This window comes from Pseudomonas sp. GP01-A4 (genome assembly GCF_058780865.1).
Genome location: NZ_JBYSWF010000064.1, coordinates 1 through 19,689, shown reverse-complemented (window position 1 = coordinate 19,689; position 19,689 = coordinate 1). Strand labels below are relative to the sequence as shown.

General features: G+C 62.4%; 21 protein-coding genes. 9 read left to right on the top strand and 12 right to left on the bottom strand.

The window, feature by feature from the left end; genetic code table 11:
- The first annotated feature begins 264 nt into the window (after nt 1-264).
- Complete coding sequence (locus AC3WKX_RS27380; RefSeq protein WP_102605914.1) at nt 265-1,524, top strand: serine hydrolase domain-containing protein; 1,260 nt, start codon at nt 265-267, stop codon at nt 1,522-1,524.
- 134 nt (nt 1,525-1,658) lie between these two features.
- Here AC3WKX_RS27380 and AC3WKX_RS27375 read toward each other — a convergent pair whose 3' ends face one another.
- The 3 genes from AC3WKX_RS27375 to AC3WKX_RS27365 all read right to left on the bottom strand — a co-directional run bounded on the left by AC3WKX_RS27375 (nt 1,659) and on the right by AC3WKX_RS27365 (nt 3,978).
- Nucleotides 1,659-2,468 (bottom strand): helix-turn-helix transcriptional regulator, encoded by an 810-nt coding sequence (locus AC3WKX_RS27375; protein ID WP_102605915.1) that lies wholly within the window; start codon nt 2,466-2,468, stop codon nt 1,659-1,661.
- Between the two features lie 5 nt (nt 2,469-2,473).
- The gene (locus tag AC3WKX_RS27370) at nt 2,474-3,013 is read right to left on the bottom strand and encodes a YbhB/YbcL family Raf kinase inhibitor-like protein (protein ID WP_087694683.1); all 540 of its coding nucleotides are present in this window, start codon (nt 3,011-3,013) and stop codon (nt 2,474-2,476) included.
- Nucleotides 3,014-3,114: 101 nt separating this feature from the next.
- Nucleotides 3,115-3,978 (bottom strand): LysR family transcriptional regulator, encoded by an 864-nt coding sequence (locus tag AC3WKX_RS27365; protein WP_102605916.1) that lies wholly within the window; start codon nt 3,976-3,978, stop codon nt 3,115-3,117.
- Nucleotides 3,979-4,092: 114 nt separating this feature from the next.
- Here AC3WKX_RS27365 and AC3WKX_RS27360 point away from each other — a divergent pair, with 114 nt between their 5' ends.
- Nucleotides 4,093-4,701, top strand: a complete 609-nt coding sequence (locus tag AC3WKX_RS27360) for a LysE family translocator (RefSeq protein ID WP_102368770.1) — start codon at nt 4,093-4,095, stop codon at nt 4,699-4,701.
- A 16-nt stretch (nt 4,702-4,717) separates the two neighbouring features.
- Here the strand turns inward: AC3WKX_RS27360 and AC3WKX_RS27355 are convergent, their stop codons facing one another.
- On the bottom strand, nt 4,718-5,290 hold the full coding sequence (locus AC3WKX_RS27355; RefSeq protein WP_008434733.1) for a helix-turn-helix domain-containing protein: 573 nt from the start codon (nt 5,288-5,290) through the stop codon (nt 4,718-4,720).
- A gap of 309 nt (nt 5,291-5,599) precedes the next feature.
- Here AC3WKX_RS27355 and AC3WKX_RS27350 point away from each other — a divergent pair, with 309 nt between their 5' ends.
- Nucleotides 5,600-6,463 carry a sensor domain-containing diguanylate cyclase gene (locus AC3WKX_RS27350; protein WP_087694680.1) on the top strand — a complete coding sequence of 288 codons (864 nt, stop codon included), beginning with the start codon at nt 5,600-5,602 and terminating at the stop codon, nt 6,461-6,463.
- On the opposite strand, the gene AC3WKX_RS27345 is transcribed toward AC3WKX_RS27350, so the two are convergent.
- Nucleotides 6,460-7,086, bottom strand: coding sequence for a LysE family translocator (locus tag AC3WKX_RS27345; protein ID WP_102605918.1), 627 nt, complete (start codon nt 7,084-7,086; stop codon nt 6,460-6,462). The genes AC3WKX_RS27350 and AC3WKX_RS27345 overlap by 4 nt on opposite strands.
- Before the next feature lie 95 nt (nt 7,087-7,181).
- Nucleotides 7,182-7,808 (bottom strand): glutathione S-transferase family protein, encoded by a 627-nt coding sequence (locus AC3WKX_RS27340; RefSeq protein ID WP_102368774.1) that lies wholly within the window; start codon nt 7,806-7,808, stop codon nt 7,182-7,184.
- 145 nt (nt 7,809-7,953) lie between these two features.
- On the opposite strand from AC3WKX_RS27340, the gene AC3WKX_RS27335 reads away from it, so the two are divergent.
- Entirely contained in the window at nt 7,954-8,115 is a 162-nt protein-coding gene (locus AC3WKX_RS27335; protein WP_008434728.1) for a DUF2986 domain-containing protein, read from the top strand.
- A gap of 46 nt (nt 8,116-8,161) precedes the next feature.
- Nucleotides 8,162-8,692 (top strand): hypothetical protein, encoded by a 531-nt coding sequence (locus AC3WKX_RS27330; protein WP_102605919.1) that lies wholly within the window; start codon nt 8,162-8,164, stop codon nt 8,690-8,692.
- Nucleotides 8,693-8,754: 62 nt separating this feature from the next.
- On the opposite strand, the gene AC3WKX_RS27325 is transcribed toward AC3WKX_RS27330, so the two are convergent.
- The 6 genes from AC3WKX_RS27325 to AC3WKX_RS27300 all read right to left on the bottom strand — a co-directional run bounded on the left by AC3WKX_RS27325 (nt 8,755) and on the right by AC3WKX_RS27300 (nt 14,264).
- The gene (locus AC3WKX_RS27325) at nt 8,755-9,171 is read right to left on the bottom strand and encodes an addiction module antidote protein (protein ID WP_008434724.1); all 417 of its coding nucleotides are present in this window, start codon (nt 9,169-9,171) and stop codon (nt 8,755-8,757) included.
- A 1-nt stretch (nt 9,172) separates the two neighbouring features.
- Nucleotides 9,173-9,490: a type II toxin-antitoxin system RelE/ParE family toxin gene (locus tag AC3WKX_RS27320; RefSeq protein ID WP_008434722.1), complete on the bottom strand. Its 318-nt coding sequence runs from the start codon at nt 9,488-9,490 to the stop codon at nt 9,173-9,175.
- Between the two features lie 188 nt (nt 9,491-9,678).
- Nucleotides 9,679-11,244 carry a DHA2 family efflux MFS transporter permease subunit gene (locus AC3WKX_RS27315; protein ID WP_102605920.1) on the bottom strand — a complete coding sequence of 522 codons (1,566 nt, stop codon included), beginning with the start codon at nt 11,242-11,244 and terminating at the stop codon, nt 9,679-9,681.
- Entirely contained in the window at nt 11,241-12,350 is a 1,110-nt protein-coding gene (locus tag AC3WKX_RS27310; protein WP_008434719.1) for an HlyD family secretion protein, read from the bottom strand. The genes AC3WKX_RS27315 and AC3WKX_RS27310 overlap by 4 nt, the downstream gene beginning before the upstream one ends.
- A gap of 22 nt (nt 12,351-12,372) precedes the next feature.
- Nucleotides 12,373-12,894 (bottom strand): winged helix-turn-helix transcriptional regulator, encoded by a 522-nt coding sequence (locus AC3WKX_RS27305; RefSeq protein ID WP_102605921.1) that lies wholly within the window; start codon nt 12,892-12,894, stop codon nt 12,373-12,375.
- A gap of 185 nt (nt 12,895-13,079) precedes the next feature.
- Entirely contained in the window at nt 13,080-14,264 is a 1,185-nt protein-coding gene (locus AC3WKX_RS27300) for an MFS transporter (protein WP_003215607.1), read from the bottom strand.
- Nucleotides 14,265-14,358: 94 nt separating this feature from the next.
- Between AC3WKX_RS27300 and AC3WKX_RS27295 the strand changes: the two genes are divergently transcribed.
- The 4 genes from AC3WKX_RS27295 to AC3WKX_RS27280 all read left to right on the top strand — a co-directional run bounded on the left by AC3WKX_RS27295 (nt 14,359) and on the right by AC3WKX_RS27280 (nt 19,571).
- Complete coding sequence (locus AC3WKX_RS27295) at nt 14,359-15,252, top strand: LysR family transcriptional regulator (RefSeq protein WP_023658741.1); 894 nt, start codon at nt 14,359-14,361, stop codon at nt 15,250-15,252.
- Nucleotides 15,253-15,502: 250 nt separating this feature from the next.
- Nucleotides 15,503-15,958, top strand: coding sequence for a (2Fe-2S)-binding protein (locus AC3WKX_RS27290; protein WP_008434715.1), 456 nt, complete (start codon nt 15,503-15,505; stop codon nt 15,956-15,958).
- Complete coding sequence (locus tag AC3WKX_RS27285; protein ID WP_008434712.1) at nt 15,958-18,210, top strand: xanthine dehydrogenase family protein molybdopterin-binding subunit; 2,253 nt, start codon at nt 15,958-15,960, stop codon at nt 18,208-18,210. The genes AC3WKX_RS27290 and AC3WKX_RS27285 overlap by 1 nt, the downstream gene beginning before the upstream one ends.
- Before the next feature lie 17 nt (nt 18,211-18,227).
- A complete protein-coding gene (locus AC3WKX_RS27280; protein WP_102605922.1) occupies nt 18,228-19,571 on the top strand; it encodes a c-type cytochrome in 1,344 nt (447 codons plus the stop codon).
- The last annotated feature ends 118 nt before the right edge of the window (nt 19,572-19,689 follow it).

Sequence of the window (19,689 nt, the reverse complement as noted above, 5' to 3'; positions counted from 1 at the left end):
GAGGCGATTATAGGAATGGGTTTTGGTAAGCCAATAGGCGACCGGTTCGATAGTAATCATCAGTCTCGTTGATAAGACTGCCTGCGTAGAGCGTTCTCTTCCGTGTAGACCCTCGCGATTGCCCATGGCCCGACTCCGCGCGTAATCCGGCCCGATCCCGCGCGCCAGAAAAAATCCCCCGCTGCATCCTGAGCCTCGGCATGTCGGTTTTGCTGACGTGCCGAAGCGTTTCAAGGCCGATCAAACAATAATAAAGAGGTGCTTATGCCCGTGCTTCATCGCCCTTCATCCCCGGTTGAACGCAGCGCGCTTCATGTGTTGGTGTGTGCGTCGACACTTGCGCTGTCGTTGACCGCCTGCGCGGCCACCCCGGATCCCGCGAAGCCTTATCCCCATGCACAGGAACCGATCGGCGACGTGCAGGCCATCTATGACGGCAGGCTCAGCGAGGACTTGGCGGTCACTACCTTCCGTAATACCGACCGGTTGTTCCCGACGCGCACGATCAAGGCGGGCGGCCATCCGTTCCCGTTACCCCGTAGCAGCCAGCCACTTGGGCCGGTTGCCTTTGACTACAAAGGCAAGCATTACAGCCTCGATGACTACGTGGCGATCAACCGGGTAACCGGGCTGTTGGTGCTCAAGGACGGCAAGATCGTTGATGAGCGTTATGAAAAAGGCAACACCGCCGACACCCGGTGGATGTCGATGTCGGTGGCCAAGTCCATCACCTCGACGCTGGTGGGCGCGGCGCTGCAGGACGGCGCCATCAAGAGCCTGGATGACAAGGTCACCCGTTATTTACCCGCGTTGGCCGGTAGCGGTTACGACCAGGTCACCGTGCGCCAGATCCTGTCCATGCGCTCCGGGATCAAGTGGAACGAGCAATACACGGACCCTACCTCGGACGAGCGCCACTTGATCAAACTGCGCAGCGAGCAAGTACCGGGGTCGCTCCTGAAATTCATGGCCAGCCTGCAAACGGCGGCGCCGCCTGGTACGCGCACCAACTACAGCACCGGTGAAACTCAAGTGTTGGGGCAACTGGTGAGCGCTGCGGTGGGCAAGCCACTGACGCAATACCTGAGCGAGAAGATCTGGGCGCCTTACGGCATGCAAACCGATGCCAAGTGGTGGCTCGACGGCCTCAATGGCAATGAAGTGGGCGGCAGCGGTATCAGCGCGACGCTTGAGGATTACGGGCGTTTTGGGCAGTTCGTGCTTAGCGGAGGCAAGGCCGGTGGGCAGCCAGTGTTGCCTGAAGGCTGGTTGAGTTTTGCCAGCGCGACTACGGGTTCAGATGCGGCGTACGGTGACTTTGCGTCCATGTGGTGGCCAGGTTGGACCGACGCCTCCAAAGCGGATAAAGCCTTTACGGCGGCCGGTACGTTTGGTCAGTACCTCTACATCAATCCGACCAGGAATGTGGTGATTGTGGTGTGGCAGGCGCAGACCAAACCCACGGGTGGCAAGGTGATCGACGATATGTTTGCCTTTGATGCGGTTGCCAAAGCGCTTCAATAACCGCGAAGTACCTGTGGCGAGGGAGCTTGCTCCCGCTGGACTGCGCAGCAGGCCCATTTTTTGGGGCCGCTGCGCGGCCCAGCGGGAGCAAGCTCCCTCGCCACAGGTTATGGGCTACTCAGGTAGTGTGTACCTCACATCGCCGCCCGCAACGACCGCGGTGAAAGCCCATAATGTGACTTGAACCTCACCGCAAACCGCGACGCCGACGCATACCCGCACGCACTGGAAATCTCCCCGATGGAATCCCTGGAGGTTTGCAGCTGTTGCAACGCCGCCCCCAGCCGAACATTTTCCAGGATGGCCCTGAAGCTCGCATCCTCATTGGCCAACTGCCGACGCAACGTCGATTCCCCCAGATTCAGCTGCTGCGCAACCGTGGCAACGGTCCAGTCCCTGGACAGGTTGCTGCCGATCAACCGCTGCACGCGTTCACTCAAGGGGTCGTTGCGATCCATCAGCAACGGTCCCGCCTGGCCGGCCAGGCACAGGCAGAGCAACACGGCCTCGCCATAGTGGGTGCACAGGGCCGCCGGGGCGCCGGTGCTCAGTGCGGTCAGCAGTTGGTCCCAGGCTTGTCGGGTCTGTTTGTCCAGGCGTACGCACAGGTCGGCATGCATGCTGCCCTTGAACTGCGCGCCATACCGGGCAACGAAGTTACGCAACACCGTCACCGGAAACGACACCACATCAGCGATGTAGTCACCCTGGGCACCGGGAAAATTGGTCACCCCAAGCTCGCGGCCCGCCGGCAGTAAAATCAGGTGCTGGGGGCCGGCGCGCATTTCGCGCTCATCCCACTGCATCAGTTTTTGCCCTTGGCGCACGCGGCACAGGGCGGTCATGAAGATCGGCACACGTTGCAGGGTATGGTGTTGCCGGGCCCTGATCACGCAGCTTTCGATGATGCTTTCCCTGTGCCGCAGACCTTCGTGAACATCCATCGTGACTAGCGTCCGTAAGGGGCCGTGATTGTGGCCTTGGCCAGGCTGTTGGCATTGAGCATGTAGCCGACCAGGGCGCCGCTGGATTGATTGTCGATCGGCAGGGTGGCGACTTTCAACGCCCACACGGTGAATTGATAGCGATGCGGTTTATCACCCACGGGCGGGCAAGCGCCGCCGAAGCCGGGTTGGCCGTAGTCCGTGCGGCCTTGCACTGCCCCGGCCGGCAGGTGGGTGCCGACATTGCTCGGCAGGCTGGAGACGGTGACGGGCAGGTTCACCACCGTCCAGTGCCACCAGCCGCTGCCGGTCGGGGCGTCGGGATCGTAGACGGTGATGGCGAAGCTTTTGGTACCCGCCGGGGCGTTGGCCCAGGACAGGGCAGGGGAGGTGTTGCCGCCGCTGCAGCCGAAGCCGTTGAATTCCTGCAGGTGCGTCAGCGGGCGTTGGTCGGCAATGTCCGGGCTGTTGAGTGAGAAGCTGGCGGCGTGTCCGCTGGCGGCCATGATCAGGGTGATCGCGGGGGCAAGTGCTTTGAGTTTCATTGCGGTGATGTCCAGGCGTGGTTTGAGCCTTGATCCTAAACAGCGCAGGGGCACTGCACTGCGCCGAAGCGCTCGATGATTGTGCCGAAACGCTCTGCCCACTAAGGCTGAACCCTCAGCGCCCGGATGATGAACGCATGCAGGCTATTGACCGCCTTGGACCCGCGGGACGCCCGGCTACGCAGAATCGAAACCTCCATGGGCTCAATGCTGCCCAAACCGTGCTCGTCACCGAGTACCTGAAGCGAATCCTGCACGGTGCATTGAGTGATCGCGGCAATCGCGAGCCCGCCCTCGACGGCGGCCACCTGGCCGGCAAGGCTGGAGCTGTTGTACACCACCTTGAATTCGCGGCCTTGCTGGGTGAGTGCGTTCACCGCATACCGCCGGGCGAGGCTTGCGCTTTCGTAGACGGCGATGGGGATCGGGTCGCGCCGCCACAGTTCGAACTGCGGTGAACCTACCCATACCATGGGCTCCTTGAACAGGAAGGTGCCGCTTTGGGGCGAGTCCCGAGACACCAGCGCCAGGTCAAGATCGCCGCTGCGCAACTGCGGGATCAGCGTGGTCGACTGTTCACAGGTCAGTTCGATTTCCACACCGGCGTAGCGCGGCGAATAGCGCTTGAGCAGCGGCGTGAGGTACCGGGCCGCGTAGTCTTCGGCAACGCCAAGGCGGATGCGCCCGGTCAGCTCTTCACCGTGAAACGCCGCCTGGGTTTCAGCGTGCAGGGCGAGCATGCGCCGGGCGTAGCTCAGCAGCGTCTGGCCATCGGCAGTCAGTTGCAGGTGCCTCGGGCCGCGACTCAAGAGCTGTCGCCCAAGGGCGGCTTCGAGTTTCTTCATCTGCATGCTGACGGCGGACTGCGAGCGGTTGACCTCGTGGGCGGCGCCAGACAACGAGCCGGCATCCACCACGGCCACAAAGCATTTGAGCCAATCGAGTTGCAAATCGCTGGCGGGCATCGCGCTGACCTCTATTCGTTAATCGAATGGCTAAGGCCTGAATTATGCGCTTTTCATGGACGCTTGTTCACCCGCAACATTCTGCCTTGAACCAACACCTTCTGGATCGGATCCATGCCCTTTGATACCTGGTTGCTTTACCTGGTTACCTGCTTCGGCATCGCGGTGGTGCCAGGGCCCAATGCGTTATTGGCGCTGACCCACGGTGCGCTTCACGGCAGCCGCAAAACGCTGTTCACCATCAGCGGCGGCGTGCTCGGTTTTGCGATTGTGCTGGCGCTGTGTGCGTTGGGGTTGGGTGCGCTGATCCAGGCATCGGCCAGTTTGTTCACGGCCTTGAAGGTGGCGGGTGGGCTGTACCTGATCTGGCTGGGCTTCGGGCTGTGGCGGGCGGCACCGGTCAGCCTTGAGGCGACCGGCACTACCAGCTCGCGGAGCTGGCCGCTGTTCCGCCAGGGGCTGGTATCGGCGATCTCAAACCCCAAGGCCTTGCTGTTGTTCACCGCGTTTATTCCACCGTTCCTGGACCCGCACCGGAGCATCATCGCGCAGACGCTCACCATCGCCCTGACCTACGCCGTGGTGGAGTTCATCGTCGAGTACCTGGTGGCCAGCGCCGCGCACCGGGTACGGCCCTGGCTGGCGCGAACCGGGCGCCGATTCAATAAAGTCTGCGGCGGTTTTTTTGTGCTGTTCGGGTTGGCCCTGCCTATCCATGCCTGAGGGCACATCCCGCGGCTTAGGGATGTTCGATCACCATCACCGCCGTGGTATCCGCCTCAAGTGCTTCGAACACATGGGGCGCATTCGCCAGGTAGCTGATGTAGTCGCCGGCGTGCAGCAGCACAGGCGCACCGGCCGGGCCGATATTCGCGCTGCCGCTGCACAGCAGCACGTGCTCGACGGTGCCGGCAGGGTGGGGCTGAGACAGGCGCGCTTCGCCCGGCTGTACCTTTAGCCGGTAGATATCGCGACGCACGCCCGCCGGGCAATCCGCAAGCAGTGTGGCCGCGTAGTGGCCGGTTTCGGTATAGGTGGTCAGGCCCTCGTTGGCGCGAATTACCCGCAGGTGTTGCTGGGGTTGTTCGAAGAACCGGGTCACCTGCAAGCCCATCGCCGTGGCCAACGACCACAGGGTCTCGATGCTGGGGTTGCCGATGCCGGACTCCAGCTGGGACAAGGTCGACTTCGCCACGCCTGCGCGTTTTGCCAGTTCAGTCAATGAAAGCCCCGCAGCCTGGCGTTCGCGCTTGATCGACAGGGCCAGCAGGTCGATTCGGCTTGGATTGAGATTGTTCGTTATGTCGGTCATTTGTTCTTCAAATCATCCATAAATGGGTTGACGCTTTGTTGCCGGGTGTTCAGCATAGCAATCATTCGTTCATTATAAAAACCGAGTGTCGAATGATCTGGTGCGTGTTCCACCTCTGCGACTATTGGCCGTGGCTGCTCTGGCGGGCGCTCTCCTACGACCTTGAAGGGTGGCGCAGCCTGCTGGTGGCGACGCAGTTGGCGCAGCAACATTGCCGGGGGCTATTCTGCGGGCCGCTATGATTCCTTTTCGCCATCCTTCGGGATCGGGCTATGATCGCCCAATCCGAACCAGACGCTCCCCAGACCTATGCCCGTTGACCTGCAAGCCCTCTATCCCAAACTGATCCACTTGATGCTGGATACGGTGTTCGTGGTCGACAGTGAAAACCAGATCGTGTTTGTGAGTGATGCCTGCGAAGCGCTGCTGGGGTACCGCGCCGAGGAGCTGACCGGCACCCTGATCACCCACTACATGCACCCTGAAGACCTGGCCCGCACCCGGGCGTCGATTGTGCGGGTCATGAATGGCAAGCCCCACGTCGACTTCCGCAACCGCTATATCCGCAAGGATGGCAGTGTGGTGCACATTCTGTGGGCGGCCTTCTGGTCCGAGGAAGTGGGGGCGCGGATCGGTGTTGCGCGGGACGTAACCGCCCTGACGCAGGCGGAAGAGGAGCTGCGTTTCCTCGCCCATCACGACCCGTTGACGGCCCTCACCAATCGCTCGCTGTTCAATGACCGGTTGGACGAGGCCCTGCAAGCCGCTCACCACCACAAAAGTCCTCTGGCCTTGCTGTTTCTGGACGTGAATGACTTCAAGGCCATCAATGATGTGTACGGGCATGCCGTGGGCGACCGCGTGCTTTGCGTGATTGCACGACGGTTGGAAGGGTGTGTGCGTGAGAGCGACCTGGTGGCCCGGATGGGCGGGGATGAATTCACCGTGCTGCTGACGGATATTCAGTCACCGGAAGCCGTGTCGGCCAAAGTGCAGCAGATAGTTGCGGTGATGACCCAGCCCCTGAGCGCTGAGTTTGGCGCGGTCAAGATGCCGTCCTGCAGTATCGGCGTAGCGTTTTACCCGGCGGATGGGGCAGATGCCGACAGCCTGCTCAGCCACGCGGATGGTGAGATGTACCGGGTTAAAAGGCAGCGGTTTGCAACCGATTAACGCTGCTGGAAAGCAATCTTCAGCCCCAATCCCATGAACAACGTCCCAATGATCTTTCCCTCCCAACGGCGCAGCCTTGAAAGGCCCACCATCCATTGGCTCAACGGACGAATCGCCACCGAAATCAGCGTGGTGTACACCGCACTGAGCCCCGAGAAGATCAACCCCAACACCGCGAACTGCGCCAGGGAAGAACCCGATTCCGGGTGAATAAACTGCGGCAGGAAGGCCAGGAAGAAAATCGCGGTTTTCGGGTTCAGCACTTCGGCACCCACCGCCTGGAAATACGCCTGGGTGGAGGTCACGGTGGGCAGGTCTTTGCGCGTGGTTGCGCCAGGCTTGGCCATGAAGGCGCGTACGCCCAGGTAGATCAGGTAACAGGCGCCGACGATTTTGACCACGTTAAACGCCACGGCCGAGGTCATCAGGATGGCCGACAGGCCGAGCGCCGCGCACAGCGTATGGATCAGGTCGCCCGAGGCCACCCCCAGCCCGGTGGCAATCCCGACCTTGCGCCCACCCTGGAGGGTGCGGGTGATCACCAGCAGCACGGCTGGGCCGGGAATCAGGAAAAGGCCGATGACCACGGCGACATACGTCAGGATGGGGGCGAGTTCGAACATGCTGTGTTATCTCAATGCCGGATGCGTCCTACAGTAATCCTCATCCCGGGGATTAACGCAATACAGATGAACACCCGCCGGAACCGCCTGGCCTTTTACTTCGCGAACGCGTATGCGCCACCCTGTTCCAGCGCCTTGCGATACGCCGGCCGTTCCTGAAAGCGTTGCACCCACGCCGCCACATTCGGGTAGGCCTGCAGCTTGCCCTGAGCCCGGGCGATTTCGCCGATGAAGCTCATCTGGATATCCGCGCCGGTCAATTCGTCACCCACCAGGTACGGCGTGAGCCCCAGTGCGTTGTCCAGATAACCCAGGTAGTTCGCCACCTCGGATTCGATACGCGGATGCAACGGCGCACCCGCGTCACCCAGGCGCCCGACGTACAGGTTGAGCATCAGTGGCAGCATGGCCGAACCTTCGGCGAAGTGCAGCCATTGCACGTATTCGTCATAGGTTGCAGTGGCCGGATCCGGTTGCAGGCGGCCGTTGCCATGGCGGCGAATCAGGTAGTCGATGATGGCGCCGGATTCGATTACCACGTGGGGACCGTCTTGAATCACCGGTGATTTGCCCAGGGCATTGATCGCCTTGAGTTCAGGGGGCGCGAGGTTGGTTTTCGGGTCGCGCTGGTAGCGCTTGAGCTCGTAGGGCAGGCCGAGTTCTTCGAGCAGCCACAGGATGCGTTGCGAACGGGAGTTGTTGAGGTGGTGGACAATGATCATGGTGGCTCCGCTGGGCGAGAATAGAGGCGTATAGGGACAGACCGCGGTGGCGCTGTGGAGTGCCGTGAATTAAATCTGCTTCGATAAAGGCATGAAAGATGGATAATCACGCCGGCAAGCACTGATTACACACCGGATAGAAAACATGAATCGTCAAAAAAAACTACAGCAGCTGTTCAAGGCCAAGGCCAAAAAGGCCAGCGCCAAATTGGCACCGGCAAAAAAGGATAAATACATCAGCAAGGCAGACCGATTGAAGCTGGCTGCCGAGTCCGGTGATGAGCCTGTTGTTACCTCTGAGAGCTGATCCAGAAGGCCTAAGCATTACTTGATAGGGAATCGACGGAAAAACCATGAACACTGCTCAACTCGCGATTCAGCACTACATACTCGCCAAGGACGGCAACCGCCCGCATTTGCTCAGCCGGGCGTTTGTTCCCGAGGCAATCCTGGACATGGTGGTGCGCACCGGGTCCATCTCGTTTCCGCCCCACGTCGAAGGGGTGGGCGGCATTGGCGATGTGCTGGTGAGGCGGTTCGGGCAGACCTTTGAAAACGTCTATACGTTTTGCCTGGGGCAGCCACCCGAAGCGGGGGCCAAAACCTATCAGTGCAAATGGCTGGTGGGGATGTCCGACAAAAACTCCGGCGAAGCCCGGGTTGGGTGTGGGGTGTATGAGTGGCAGTTCAGTGTTGAGTCGGGGCTTGTTGAAAAGCTCACCATCACTATCGAGCATATGAAGACGCTGCCCGCTGCGGATTTGGGGAGCGTCATGAAGTGGGTGTCAGGTCTGAGTTACCCATGGTGCAACTCGGAAGCAGCAGTGAGCGATGCTCCCGATATTGACGCGATGGGCGAGGTGATCCAGTACCTCACTGTCTGACGGCGACTCAATGCGCATCAACGGCACCAGCAACACGGCCACAACAAAACACACAGTGATGATCACGAGCGCGTCTTCGCTGCAGGCTTGGCGGCTGAAACGGGCTTGCCAGCCCTTGGATCAACGGGTTTTGAAGTGACAGCCAGCGCTGTTACCGGTTGTACGGTGAGTTCGACACCGATTGCGGTCATCAGCTTCCTTATGGTCTCAAATCGCGTTTTCGAGCCGGCTTTCAGCACCTTATAAAGGCTTTCACGATTGACCCCCGCATCCTTGGCGACCTTATTTACGCCTTTGGCTTTTGCGACCTCGGCCAACGCATGAATAAGGCCCTCGGTATCACCGGTTTTCAGACTTTCAGCCAAATAGGCCGCCATTGCTTCCGGGCTATCGAGAAAGCGCGAGGCTTCGTAATGAGTCGTACCCGTCGTGTCGAGGCTGAGGATTGGCATCTCCTCGGGATTGAATTTATCGCTCATATCATTTACCTCTCAGGCCAGCGAGTATTGCTTTAGCTTTTTGTATGCCCCGTTTTTGATCCGTTTTATCGCTCCCGCTGAGCATCAAGTACTCTGCGATTCCCGAGCGCACATAGTAAATTCTGTAGCCCGGGCCAACAAAAACACGCATTTCGCTCATCCCATCGCCAACCGATTCGCAATCACCAAAGTTGCCCGCTCCGGCACGATCCAGTCGGGTCAGAATTGCCGCTTTTCCCTGAGTGTCCTTCATACGTTTAAGCCAGCTCTCGAACTCGGGTGTTTGGTGGATCTCGTATATTTTTTTCTTGTTGATCATAGTTCCATTTGTAGCTAGATGGCTACATCTTGTCGACGCGAGGTTGAGTACAGGTAAAGGGGTATTCAGCGCCTGGGCAACCTTAGAGAGGTGCCTCCCAGATGCACAAGCTGGCAAATTCCGACGCGACTGTAGGCAATGGAGCCGGGTGCTGTACTCACAGCCTCAAACGTTGTGACAAGTCCTCTCTAATGCGCATCCGCCGTCGGCTGCTTCGGCGGTTGCACCTTGCGCATCAACGGCACCAGCAACACGGCGACGACGAAGCACACCATGATCATCAGGAATGCGTCCGCATAGGTCAGCGTTTGCGCCTCGCGCCAGGTCAGCGCCCACAGCTGACTCAGCGCGAACTGGCTCGAATCCAGGCTGTTTTGCCCCAGCAACTGGGCATTCCCTGAAAGCTGGTCAAGCCAGACATTCATCGACTCGTTCCGGATGTTCAGGTGCTCGGCCAGGCGCAGGAAGTGCAGGTTGGTGCGGTCATTGAGCACCGTGGCGCAGGCGGCGATGCCGATGGCGCCGCCGAGGTTGCGCATCAGGTTGAACAGGCCCGAGGCGAGCTTCAGGCGGTCGGGGGCCAGTGCGCCGAGGGTCAGGGTGACCACCGGCGGCACTGCCATTTGTTGAGCAAACCCGCGTATGGCCTGGGGCAGCAGCAGCTCCTTGGCGCCCCAGTCGTGGGTGATGGGGGAGAAGTCCCACATCGACAGGGCGAACAGCGATAACCCGAACATCAAAATCCAGCGCAGGTCGAAACGATTGGCCAGCAAGGCGTACACCGGGATCGCCAGCAACTGGAACACCCCCGTGGAAAACACCGCCAGGCCGATATCCAGCGAGCCGTACCCGCGCACCCGCCCGAGAAACAGCGGCGTGAGGTAGATGGTGGCGAAAATGCCGATGCCGGTGATAAATGAAAACAGGCAGCCCAGGGCGAAGTTCCTGTCCCGAAGCGCGCGCAGGTCGACGATCGGCTCCTTGATTTGCAGGCAGCGCCAGATAAACAGCCCGCCGCTGATGGCGGCTATCCAGGCCGTGGTCGAGATGGTGCTGTCGCTGAACCAGTTCCAGCGCGGGCCCTCTTCAAGGGTGTATTCCAGGCAGCCGAGAAACACCGCCATCAACGCCATGCCGATATAGTCGGCGCCCTTGAGCAATGACGGGTTGGGGCGGTCGACCTTGACCAGCATCGGCACCGCAAAGGTCACGAACAGGCCGGGCAGCAGGTTGATGTAGAACAGCCAGTGCCAGGAGGAAATGTCGGTGATCCAACCGCCCACGGCCGGGCCCAATGTGGGTGCCAGGGACGCGATGGCGCCGATGGTGGAGGCGGCGATCACCCGCTGCTTGCCGTTGAAGTACATGAACGCGGTGGTGAACACCAACGGAATCATCGAGCCCCCCAGGAACCCCTGCAAGGCGCGAAACGCGATCATGCTCTGGATGTTCCAGGCCATCGCGCACAGCAGGCTGGTCAAGGTGAACCCGGCCGCCGACGCCGCGAACAGCCAGCGCGTGCTCATCACCCGGGAGAGCCAGCCTGACATGGGGATCACGATGATTTCCGCGATCAGGTAGGCGGTCTGCACCCACGCCGTATCGTCCGCGCCGGCAGACAACCCGCCGCCGATGTCCTTGAGGGAGGCGGAGACGATCTGGATGTCGATCAAGGCGATGAACATGCCCACGCACATGGTGGCGAAGGCCGCGACTTTTTGTGCGGTGCTGAGGGCGGGCAACGGGCTGTTCATAGCTGGGCCTTGAGGGCGCTGGCCTGGTCCTCGAACGCCTCATCGGTGTTGACCTTCGCCATCACCGACAGGCCCGGACGCAGGGCGCCGAAGTCGGCATCGTTGCTGTCGAGGCGCACGCGCACCGGCACTCGCTGCACGATCTTGGTGAAGTTGCCGGTGGCGTTTTCCGGCGGCAGCACACTGAATTGCGCCCCGGTGGCAGGGGCCAGGCTCTCGATGTGCCCGTGGAATTCACGGCCGGGGAGGATGTCGGCGCGGATGCTCACGCTTTGCCCGACCTGCAGGCGCCCCAATTGGTCTTCCTTGAAGTTGGCATCCACCCACAATCCTTTCGCGGGCACCACCGAGATCAGTTGGCTGCCGGCCGCGGCGTAGGCACCGACCCGGGCGCGGCGGTTGCCCACGTAACCATCCACCGGCGCCCGCAGTTCGGTATAGCTGATGTTCAATTGCGCCTGGTCGCGTTCGGCCTGCGCCTGTTGCAACGCGGCACGCGCCTGGCCGCGCTGGGTTTCAATCACGTCGATTTGCCGGCGAGCCGCCATCAACCCGGCCTGTGCCCGGGAGTGGTCGGCGCGGGCGGTCTTCCAGACGGCGCTGACCCGCTGTGCGCTTTCAACCGATACGGCCTGGCTGCGCACCAGGTTCTGGTAACGCGTTTGATCGTCGCCGGCCCGTTGTGCTTCGGCATCGGTGGCGTCGATCTGCGCCTTGGCCTGGTTGATCACCGCCAGTTGCAGTTGTTCGGTGGCGTCGAGGTTGGCGAGCGAGGCCTGTTGCGCGGCCACGGCGCCGTCGGCCTTGGCCAGGGCCGTGCGGTAGTCGCGCACATCGATGCGCGCCAGCACGTCGCCTGCCCTTACGAACTGGTTGTCCTGCACCGTCACTTCGCTGATATAGCCCGGCACTTTGGCGCTGATCACCGTCACATCCGCCCCGACATAGGCGTCGTCGGTGTCTTCGATAAACCGGCTGACCAGCCACCAGTGGCTGGCGTACCACACGCCGCCCGCCACGGCCAGGGTCAGCAGCCCCAGGCGCAAAACCTGTTTGCGCCGGGATGGTTGGGTGGGTTCGGGCACAGCGCTGACTGGAGCGTCCATGACGAAATGACCTCGTTGAGTATTAGTGGGGGAAGGGGCTGACCAGCTGGTCTTTTTCGGCGTAGGCCCGGCCGGTTCGTGCGCGCCACAGGGTCAGCGGTTCGGCATCGGCGCTGACATGTACGCGGTGGCCCGCACGGGTGATGGGTTTGCCGGTGTTGGCATCCATCAACGCCAGCACCACCGGGCGCCCGGTGGACTCATCGGCGAGAAACACCTTGGTCGAGCCCTCGGCATGCCGCGCGCCCCAGGCCATCAGCGTGAGGATGACCTGGCGCAAGTCCCGGCCCGCTTCGGTGAGGTGGTACTCATGGCGCGGCGGGTTGTCCTGGTACGGGCGCCGTTCCAGCAAGCCGCCGGCCACCAACGCATTCAGGCGGCGGGTCAGGGTGTTCGAGGCGATCCCGAGGCTCTGCAGGAACTCGTCGAAACGGCGCAGCCCGTAGAACGCATCACGCAGGATCAACAGGCTCCAACCATCACCGATGTGCTCCAGGGCACGGGCGACCGGGCAGGACATGGGTTGGAAGCTGGCTTTCTTCATGAGGGACTCCGGGATCTGTTGCTAAATATTACGCAAGTAATATTGCACAGTGGATTTCATAATGAAAGTCACTAGTTGAAATTTTTTGCAGCGCTGGATGGCGGCCAGGCAGACGCAAAAAAGCCCCGGGATTCGGGGCTTTTCAGAGGGGAGGGTGCAGGGGGGCCGTTTGAGCGCGGCTGTCCTTATGCCTGCGCCGGTTCCTGGCAGATACGTGAACCTGTGCGCCGCGAGCGCCAGCCGAGGCCCAGCACCATCAGCAAACCCAGGGCCGCCATGATCGCACCAGCCAGCGAAATGGCCGGGTAGCCCAGCCCTGCGTTGATCACTGCTCCCCCCAGCGCCGCGCCAATGGCGTTACCGAAGTTGAACGCACCGATGTTCATCGCCGAGGCCAGGTTGGGTGCATCCTTGGCGGCTTCCATCACGCGCATTTGCAGGGGAGGTACCAGCGCAAAGCTGGCGGCGCCCCACAGCAGGATCGACAAGGCGGCGGGCAGCGGCCATTGCATGAGCACAGAGAAGGCCAGCAGCACGGCAATCAGGACCACGAGCGACGTTATCAGGGTGCGGTCCACCGAACGGTCCGCAGACTTGCCGCCCCAGACGTTGCCGAGGGTCAGGCCGATCCCGAACAGCACGAGCATTGCAGTGACGAAGTTGGTCGAGGCGTGGGTGACATCCCGCAGAATCGGCGCGATATAGGTAAACACCGTGAACATGGCGCTGGACCCCACCACGGTCAACGCCAGCGCTGCCAGTACCGGCCCGCGGCCCAGTACGCGGATTTCGGCCATCAGGCTTCCCCCTTTTGGAGCGGGCGTATTCGGTAGCGCCCACCACAGGGCCACCATCACGAACGCCCCGAGCCCGCTGATGCCCCAGAACGCCGTACGCCAGCCGAAGTTCTCGCCGAACCAGGTTGCCAGGGGCACGCCACCGATGGTCGCCAGGGTCAGCCCGAGGAACATCGCGGCGACGGCCCCCGCGCGTTTGTCGGGCGCCACCACACTCGCTGCCACGATGGAGCCGATGCCGAAGAATGCCCCGTGATTCAGCGATGTCACCAACCGGGCGACCATCAGGGTCTGGTAGTCGGTGGCCAGGGCTGACAGCAGATTACCCAGGGTGAAAATGGCCATCAGGCCCACCAGCAGATAACGGCGCGCCACCCTGGCTGTCGCGAGGGTCATGATCGGGGCGCCGATCAGCACGCCCATGGCATAGGCGCTGACCAGCAGCCCGGCGGCGGGAATGGAAACACCGAGGTCGGCGGCGATCCCGGGCAACATGCCCATGGGGGCAAACTCGGTGACCCCGATGCCGAAGGCGCCGATGGACAGTGCTACAAGGGGTGGGTTGATACGCATAGGTGACTCCTCATCTTTGTATCAAATGCTACAATCACGACTTTTCAGGCGGTAGCCATCGGCGGGGCACTACAGCTTTGCGTGGAGATCACAAGTGGACATAGGCGGTCGGTCGGGGGAGATGGCGGTGTTCGCCATGGTCGCGGAGCAGGGCAGCCTCTCGGGGGCGGCTCGGGTGCTGGGCCTCACACCGTCATCCATCAGCCGCATCATCACCCGCATCGAGGGGCGCATAGGCACCCGCCTGCTGCTGCGCACCACCCGGGCGATCACGCTCACCGCCGAAGGCGAAGCGTATTTGCGCGGCGCCCGGCGGATCCTGGCGGACATGGCCGAAGTCGAGGATGCGATCACCGACCAGGGCGCGCCACGGGGGCGGCTGAGGGTCAGCGCGGCGCTCGCACACGGGCGGCTGTCGATCGTGCCGCTGGTTGCCGCGTTCAGCGCGCGCTACCCGGCCATCGTGGTTGAGTTGCGGCTGGAGGATGAGGTGGTGGATATCCTGGGCGGGCAAGCGGACGTTGCAATCCGCTTCGGTCAATTGGCCGACAGCCCCTTGACCGCTCGCCTTATCGGCTCCATCGGCGAGGTCATAGTCGCTTCCCCGGACTACCTGGCGCGTCATGGCACACCGCAGGTGCCGCAGGATTTGCTCAACCACAACTGCCTGCGTTTCAACTTCCGCCGGGCAGCGCCCGACTGGCCGTTTCGCGTGGACGGGCGCGATTTTTCGCTGCAGGTGTCGGGTACGATCGAGGGTAACAGCGGGGAGGTATTGTCCCAGTTGGCCAAGCTGGGTGCCGGCATCGCGCGCATTGGCGCATTCAGCGTGGCAGATGACCTGGCCAGCGGTGATCTGGTGCCGTTGCTTGAAGCGTACAACCCCGGAGACCAGGAGCCGATTCACGCGGTGTTCGTCGGCGGCGCGGCGATGCCTGCGCGGGTCAGGGCATTTGTCGACTTTCTGGTGGAACACCACCCGGCGTGACCGCCACTGACACCACAGGCCGCTCCTCCTGACGCAATCCTCTTGAATACTTGCCTAATCCTGCGATCTTGCCCACCCCTGCATAGCGCCTTGATGAACCAGGGTCTAAAGTCATTCCCATCGCCCGCTAGACTAGTCAAACCACGCGCGCGCGAACCAGACGGGCCATCGATGCCCAGCGGCGAGGCCCCGTCTTGCCGTCTAAAAATACTAAAAAATGCAACACCAACCGATGATCAGCGGGTGAGCCATGGAATTACGAATTAACCAGCAGACCCACCAAGTCGACGCCGAACCCGACACGCCCCTGCTCTGGGTCATCCGCGACAACCTGGACATGACCGGCACCAAATACGGCTGCGGCCTGGCGCAATGCGGTGCGTGTTCGGTGCTTGTGGACGGCAATGTCGTGCGTTCCTGCGTCACGCCCGTTTCCGGCGTGGTCGGCCGAGAAATCACCACCATCGAAGCCATCGAGTCCGATGACGTCGGCAAGCGGGTCGTCGCCACCTGGGTCGAATACCAGGTCGCCCAATGTGGCTACTGCCAATCCGGCCAGGTAATGGCGGCCACCGCGCTGCTCAAGCACACGCCCAAGCCCAGTGATGCGCAGATCGAGGCCGCCATGGTCAACCTCTGTCGCTGTGGCACCTATAACGCCATTCATGCCGCCGTGCATGACCTTGCGCAGAAGGGAGAGGCCTGATGAACATTCGCATTGATCCCACTGCGCTGCCCTTGGTCGCGGCGCTGACTGACCCGGTGAACCTGTCCCGCCGTCGCTTCCTGGCCAGTACGGCCGTGGGCGCGCTGGTGATCGGTTTTGGCCTGCCGCTGGGGTCTGGCCGAGTGCAGGCGGCCACCGCCGCGGCCACGGCCGAACGCGGTACGCAGGTGCCGGCCTTCCTGGAGATTCGCCCGGACAACACGATTCGTTTGCTCAGCCCGTTTATCGAAGGCGGCCAGGGCACGTTCACCGCGATGGCGCAGATTGTCGGCGAGGAGTTGGACGCCGACCCGGCCACGTTCCTGGTTGAGTGTGCCCCGCCCGGTGAAGCCTTTGTGGTGATGGAGAACGGCATGCGCATCACCGGCGGCAGTATGTCGGTGCGGATGAGTTACCCCACGATGCGCCGGCTGGGTGCGCTGGCCCGGGCGATGTTGCTGGAGGCCGGGGCGCAGGCGCTGAAGGTACCGGTGAGCGAGCTGTCGACCGAGCCGGGCAAGGTGGTACACGCGGCGTCCGGGCGTTCCCTTGCGTATGGCGAGTTGGCCGGGCGGGCGATGGACCTGCCGGTACCGGATGTGTCCAGTGTGAAGCTGCGCGACCCAAGCCAGTTCCGTTGGATCGGCAAGCCGGTGAAGCGTCTTGATGCGTATGACAAGTCCACCGGCAAGGCGCTGTACAGCATTGATATGAAGGTCGACGGCATGCTCCATGCCGCCGTGCAGCATGCGCCCCGGCTCGGCATGACCGTGGGCAGCCTGCGCAACGAAGACCAGGTCAAGGCCATGCCGGGCGTGCATTCGGTGCATCGCCTGCCCGGTGCGGTGGCGGTGGTGGCCGAGCGTTGGTGGCATGCCAAGCGTGCGGTGGAGTCGATTCAGGTCGACTGGCTGGAGCCGACGGCTGATTCCAAGGTGCGCGGGATGCCGAAGGACTTTTCCAGCGACGAGCATTTCAAGCGCCTGGCCGCAGAAACCGGCCCGGCCCGTGATGATGAGAACGAGGGCGACGTGGCCGGCACGCTGGCCAATGCCAAGACCAGGGTCGAGGCCACTTACCACAACCAGTACCTGCACCATGCCCAGTTGGAGCCGCCTTCGGCGCTGGCGCGCTTCAACCCTGACGGTTCGCTGGAGATCTGGCTGCCGAATCAGGCGCAGGACATGTTCCTGGCCGATATCGCCAAGCGCACCGGCCTGGCCCCGGAGCGGATTACCCTGCATTCGCCGTTGTTGGGTGGTTTTTTCGGGCGGCACTTCCTGTATGACTCGGCCAGTCCTTACCCGCAGGCCATCGAGTTGGCCAAGGCGGTGGGGCGCCCGGTGAAGTTGATCTGGAGCCGCGAAGAAGAATTCCTGCGGGATGTGCTGCGCCCGGTCGCAGCGGTGAATTTCCGTGGGGCGCTGGACAGCGACGGCTGGCCGGTGGCGATTGAAGCGGTGAGCGCCACGGAGGGACCGACCGAGGCCCTGGCGGGCAAGCAGGGCGAGAAGCTCGACCCGACGGCCCTTGAGGGACTGTCCGGCAAGTCCTATGCGATTCCCAACAAGCGTATCGCGCAGATCTATGTGAAGGGCCCGGTGATGCTGGGCTACTGGCGTTCGGTGGGCAATTCGCTGAATGACTTTTTCTACGAATCCTTCCTGGATGAACTGGCCGACAAGGGGGGCAAGGACCCGTTCGAGTTGCGCCTGCATCTGTTGCGGGATAACCAGCGGCTGACCACTCTGCTGAAGGCGGTGGGCGAGTTGTCGGGTGGCTGGAAACGTGGGCCGTTTGTTGCCGAGGACGGCAGCAAGCGCGCACGAGGGGTGGCGATGGCGTCACCGTTCGGCACCCAGACGGCGGTGATTGCCGAGGTGTCGATCGAGAACGGCCAGGTCAAGGTGCATGACATCTGGCAGGCAATCGACCCGGGCAGCATCGTCAACCCGGCGATTGTCGAGGCGCAGGTGAATGGGGCAGTGTCGCTGGGCTTGTCCCAGGTGCTGTTGGAGGAAGCGGTGTATGTGGACGGCTTGCCTCGGGCGCGTAACTACGATTTGTACCCGGTGCTGCCGCCTTCGCGGATGGCCCGGGTGCACGTGCGCGTGATCGAGAGCGGGGAAAAAATGGGCGGTATTGGCGAACCGCCGCTGCCCGCCGTGGCGCCTGCCGTGGCCAACGCCGTCGCGGCGTTGACCGGGCAGCGTGTTCGCAGCATGCCGTTAAGCCGCCACTCCTTCACCTGACCGGGGCCTGAGCACTTATGAACAACCGTCGATTCGCAAGAACCGTTGGCTGGCTGGCGCTGCCGTGCCTGGTCGCCGCAGGCCTGCTGGCCTGGTATGTCACCCGCGAGCCTGTCTCGCCGCTGGGGGCCGAGCCCGTCGCCACGGACCCGGCGCTGGTCGCCCGAGGCGAGTATGTCGCCCGGCTCAGCGACTGTGTGGCGTGCCACAGCGTGCCCAACGGCAAGCCCTTTGCCGGTGGCCTGGAGATGGCCACGCCGCTGGGGGCGATCCACGCCACCAACGTCACGCCAGACCCGGAAACCGGTATTGGCAGCTACAGCCTCGCCGACTTCGACCGCGCGGTGCGCCAGGGTGTCGCGCCGGGTGGGCGCCGCCTGTATCCGGCGATGCCGTACCCGTCCTATGCCAAGCTCAGCGACGATGATGTGCGCGCCCTGTACGCGTTCTTCATGAAGGGCGTGGCGCCGGTGCAGCAGACCAATATCAAGAGTTCGATCCCGTGGCCATTGAATATGCGGTGGCCGATCGCGCTGTGGAATGGCGTGTTTACCGACAGCAAGCCGTATGTCGCGAAGGCCGGGAAGGATGAACTGTGGAACCGGGGCGCCTACATCGTGCAGGGCCCGGGGCATTGCGGCAGTTGCCATACGCCACGGGGCCTGGCCTTCAACGAGAAGGCACTGGATGAAAGTGGCAAGCCGTACCTGGCCGGTGGCTTGCTCGACGGCTGGTACGCACCGAGCCTGCGGGATGATCCCAACACCGGCCTGGGGCGCTGGAGCGAGCCGGAAGTGGTGCAGTTCCTCAAGACCGGTCGCAACAAACATGCGGTGGTTTATGGCTCGATGACCGAGGCGTTCAACAACTCCACGCAGTTCATGAGCGACGATGACCTGGCGGCGATTGCACGCTATCTGCGGTCATTGCCGGGCGACGAGCAGCGCGACGGTGCGGCCTGGCAGTATCAGGCGGTGTCGGCTGCGCAACGCCTGGATGCGCCGGGTGCGCATACCTATGTGACCCGCTGCGCCTCGTGCCACGGGCTGGAAGGCAAAGGGCAACCGGACTGGATGCCGCCGCTGGCCGGCGCCACCTCCGCACTGGCCAAGGAGGACGCCTCGGCGATCAACATCACCCTCAATGGCTCGCAGCGCGTAGTGGCGGCCAATGTGGCGGACGCTTATCGCATGCCGGCGTTCCGTGAGCAGTTGTCGGACCAGGAGATTGCTGAAGTGCTGACGTTTGTGCGCGGCACCTGGGGCAATCAGGGTGGGGCGGTGGATGCCAAGGCGGTGGGCAAGTTGCGTGAGCACACGGGCCCGGCGAGCAGTAGCCCGATCATTCTGCAAATGCGCTGAGGGAAATGCGCCTTGTGAGGGAGGCGCTTTGTGTAGGAACTGCTTTATGTGGGAGCGGGCTTGCTCGCGAAGGCGGTGTGTCAGTGAAGAACTTGCTGACTGACACACCGCCTTCGCG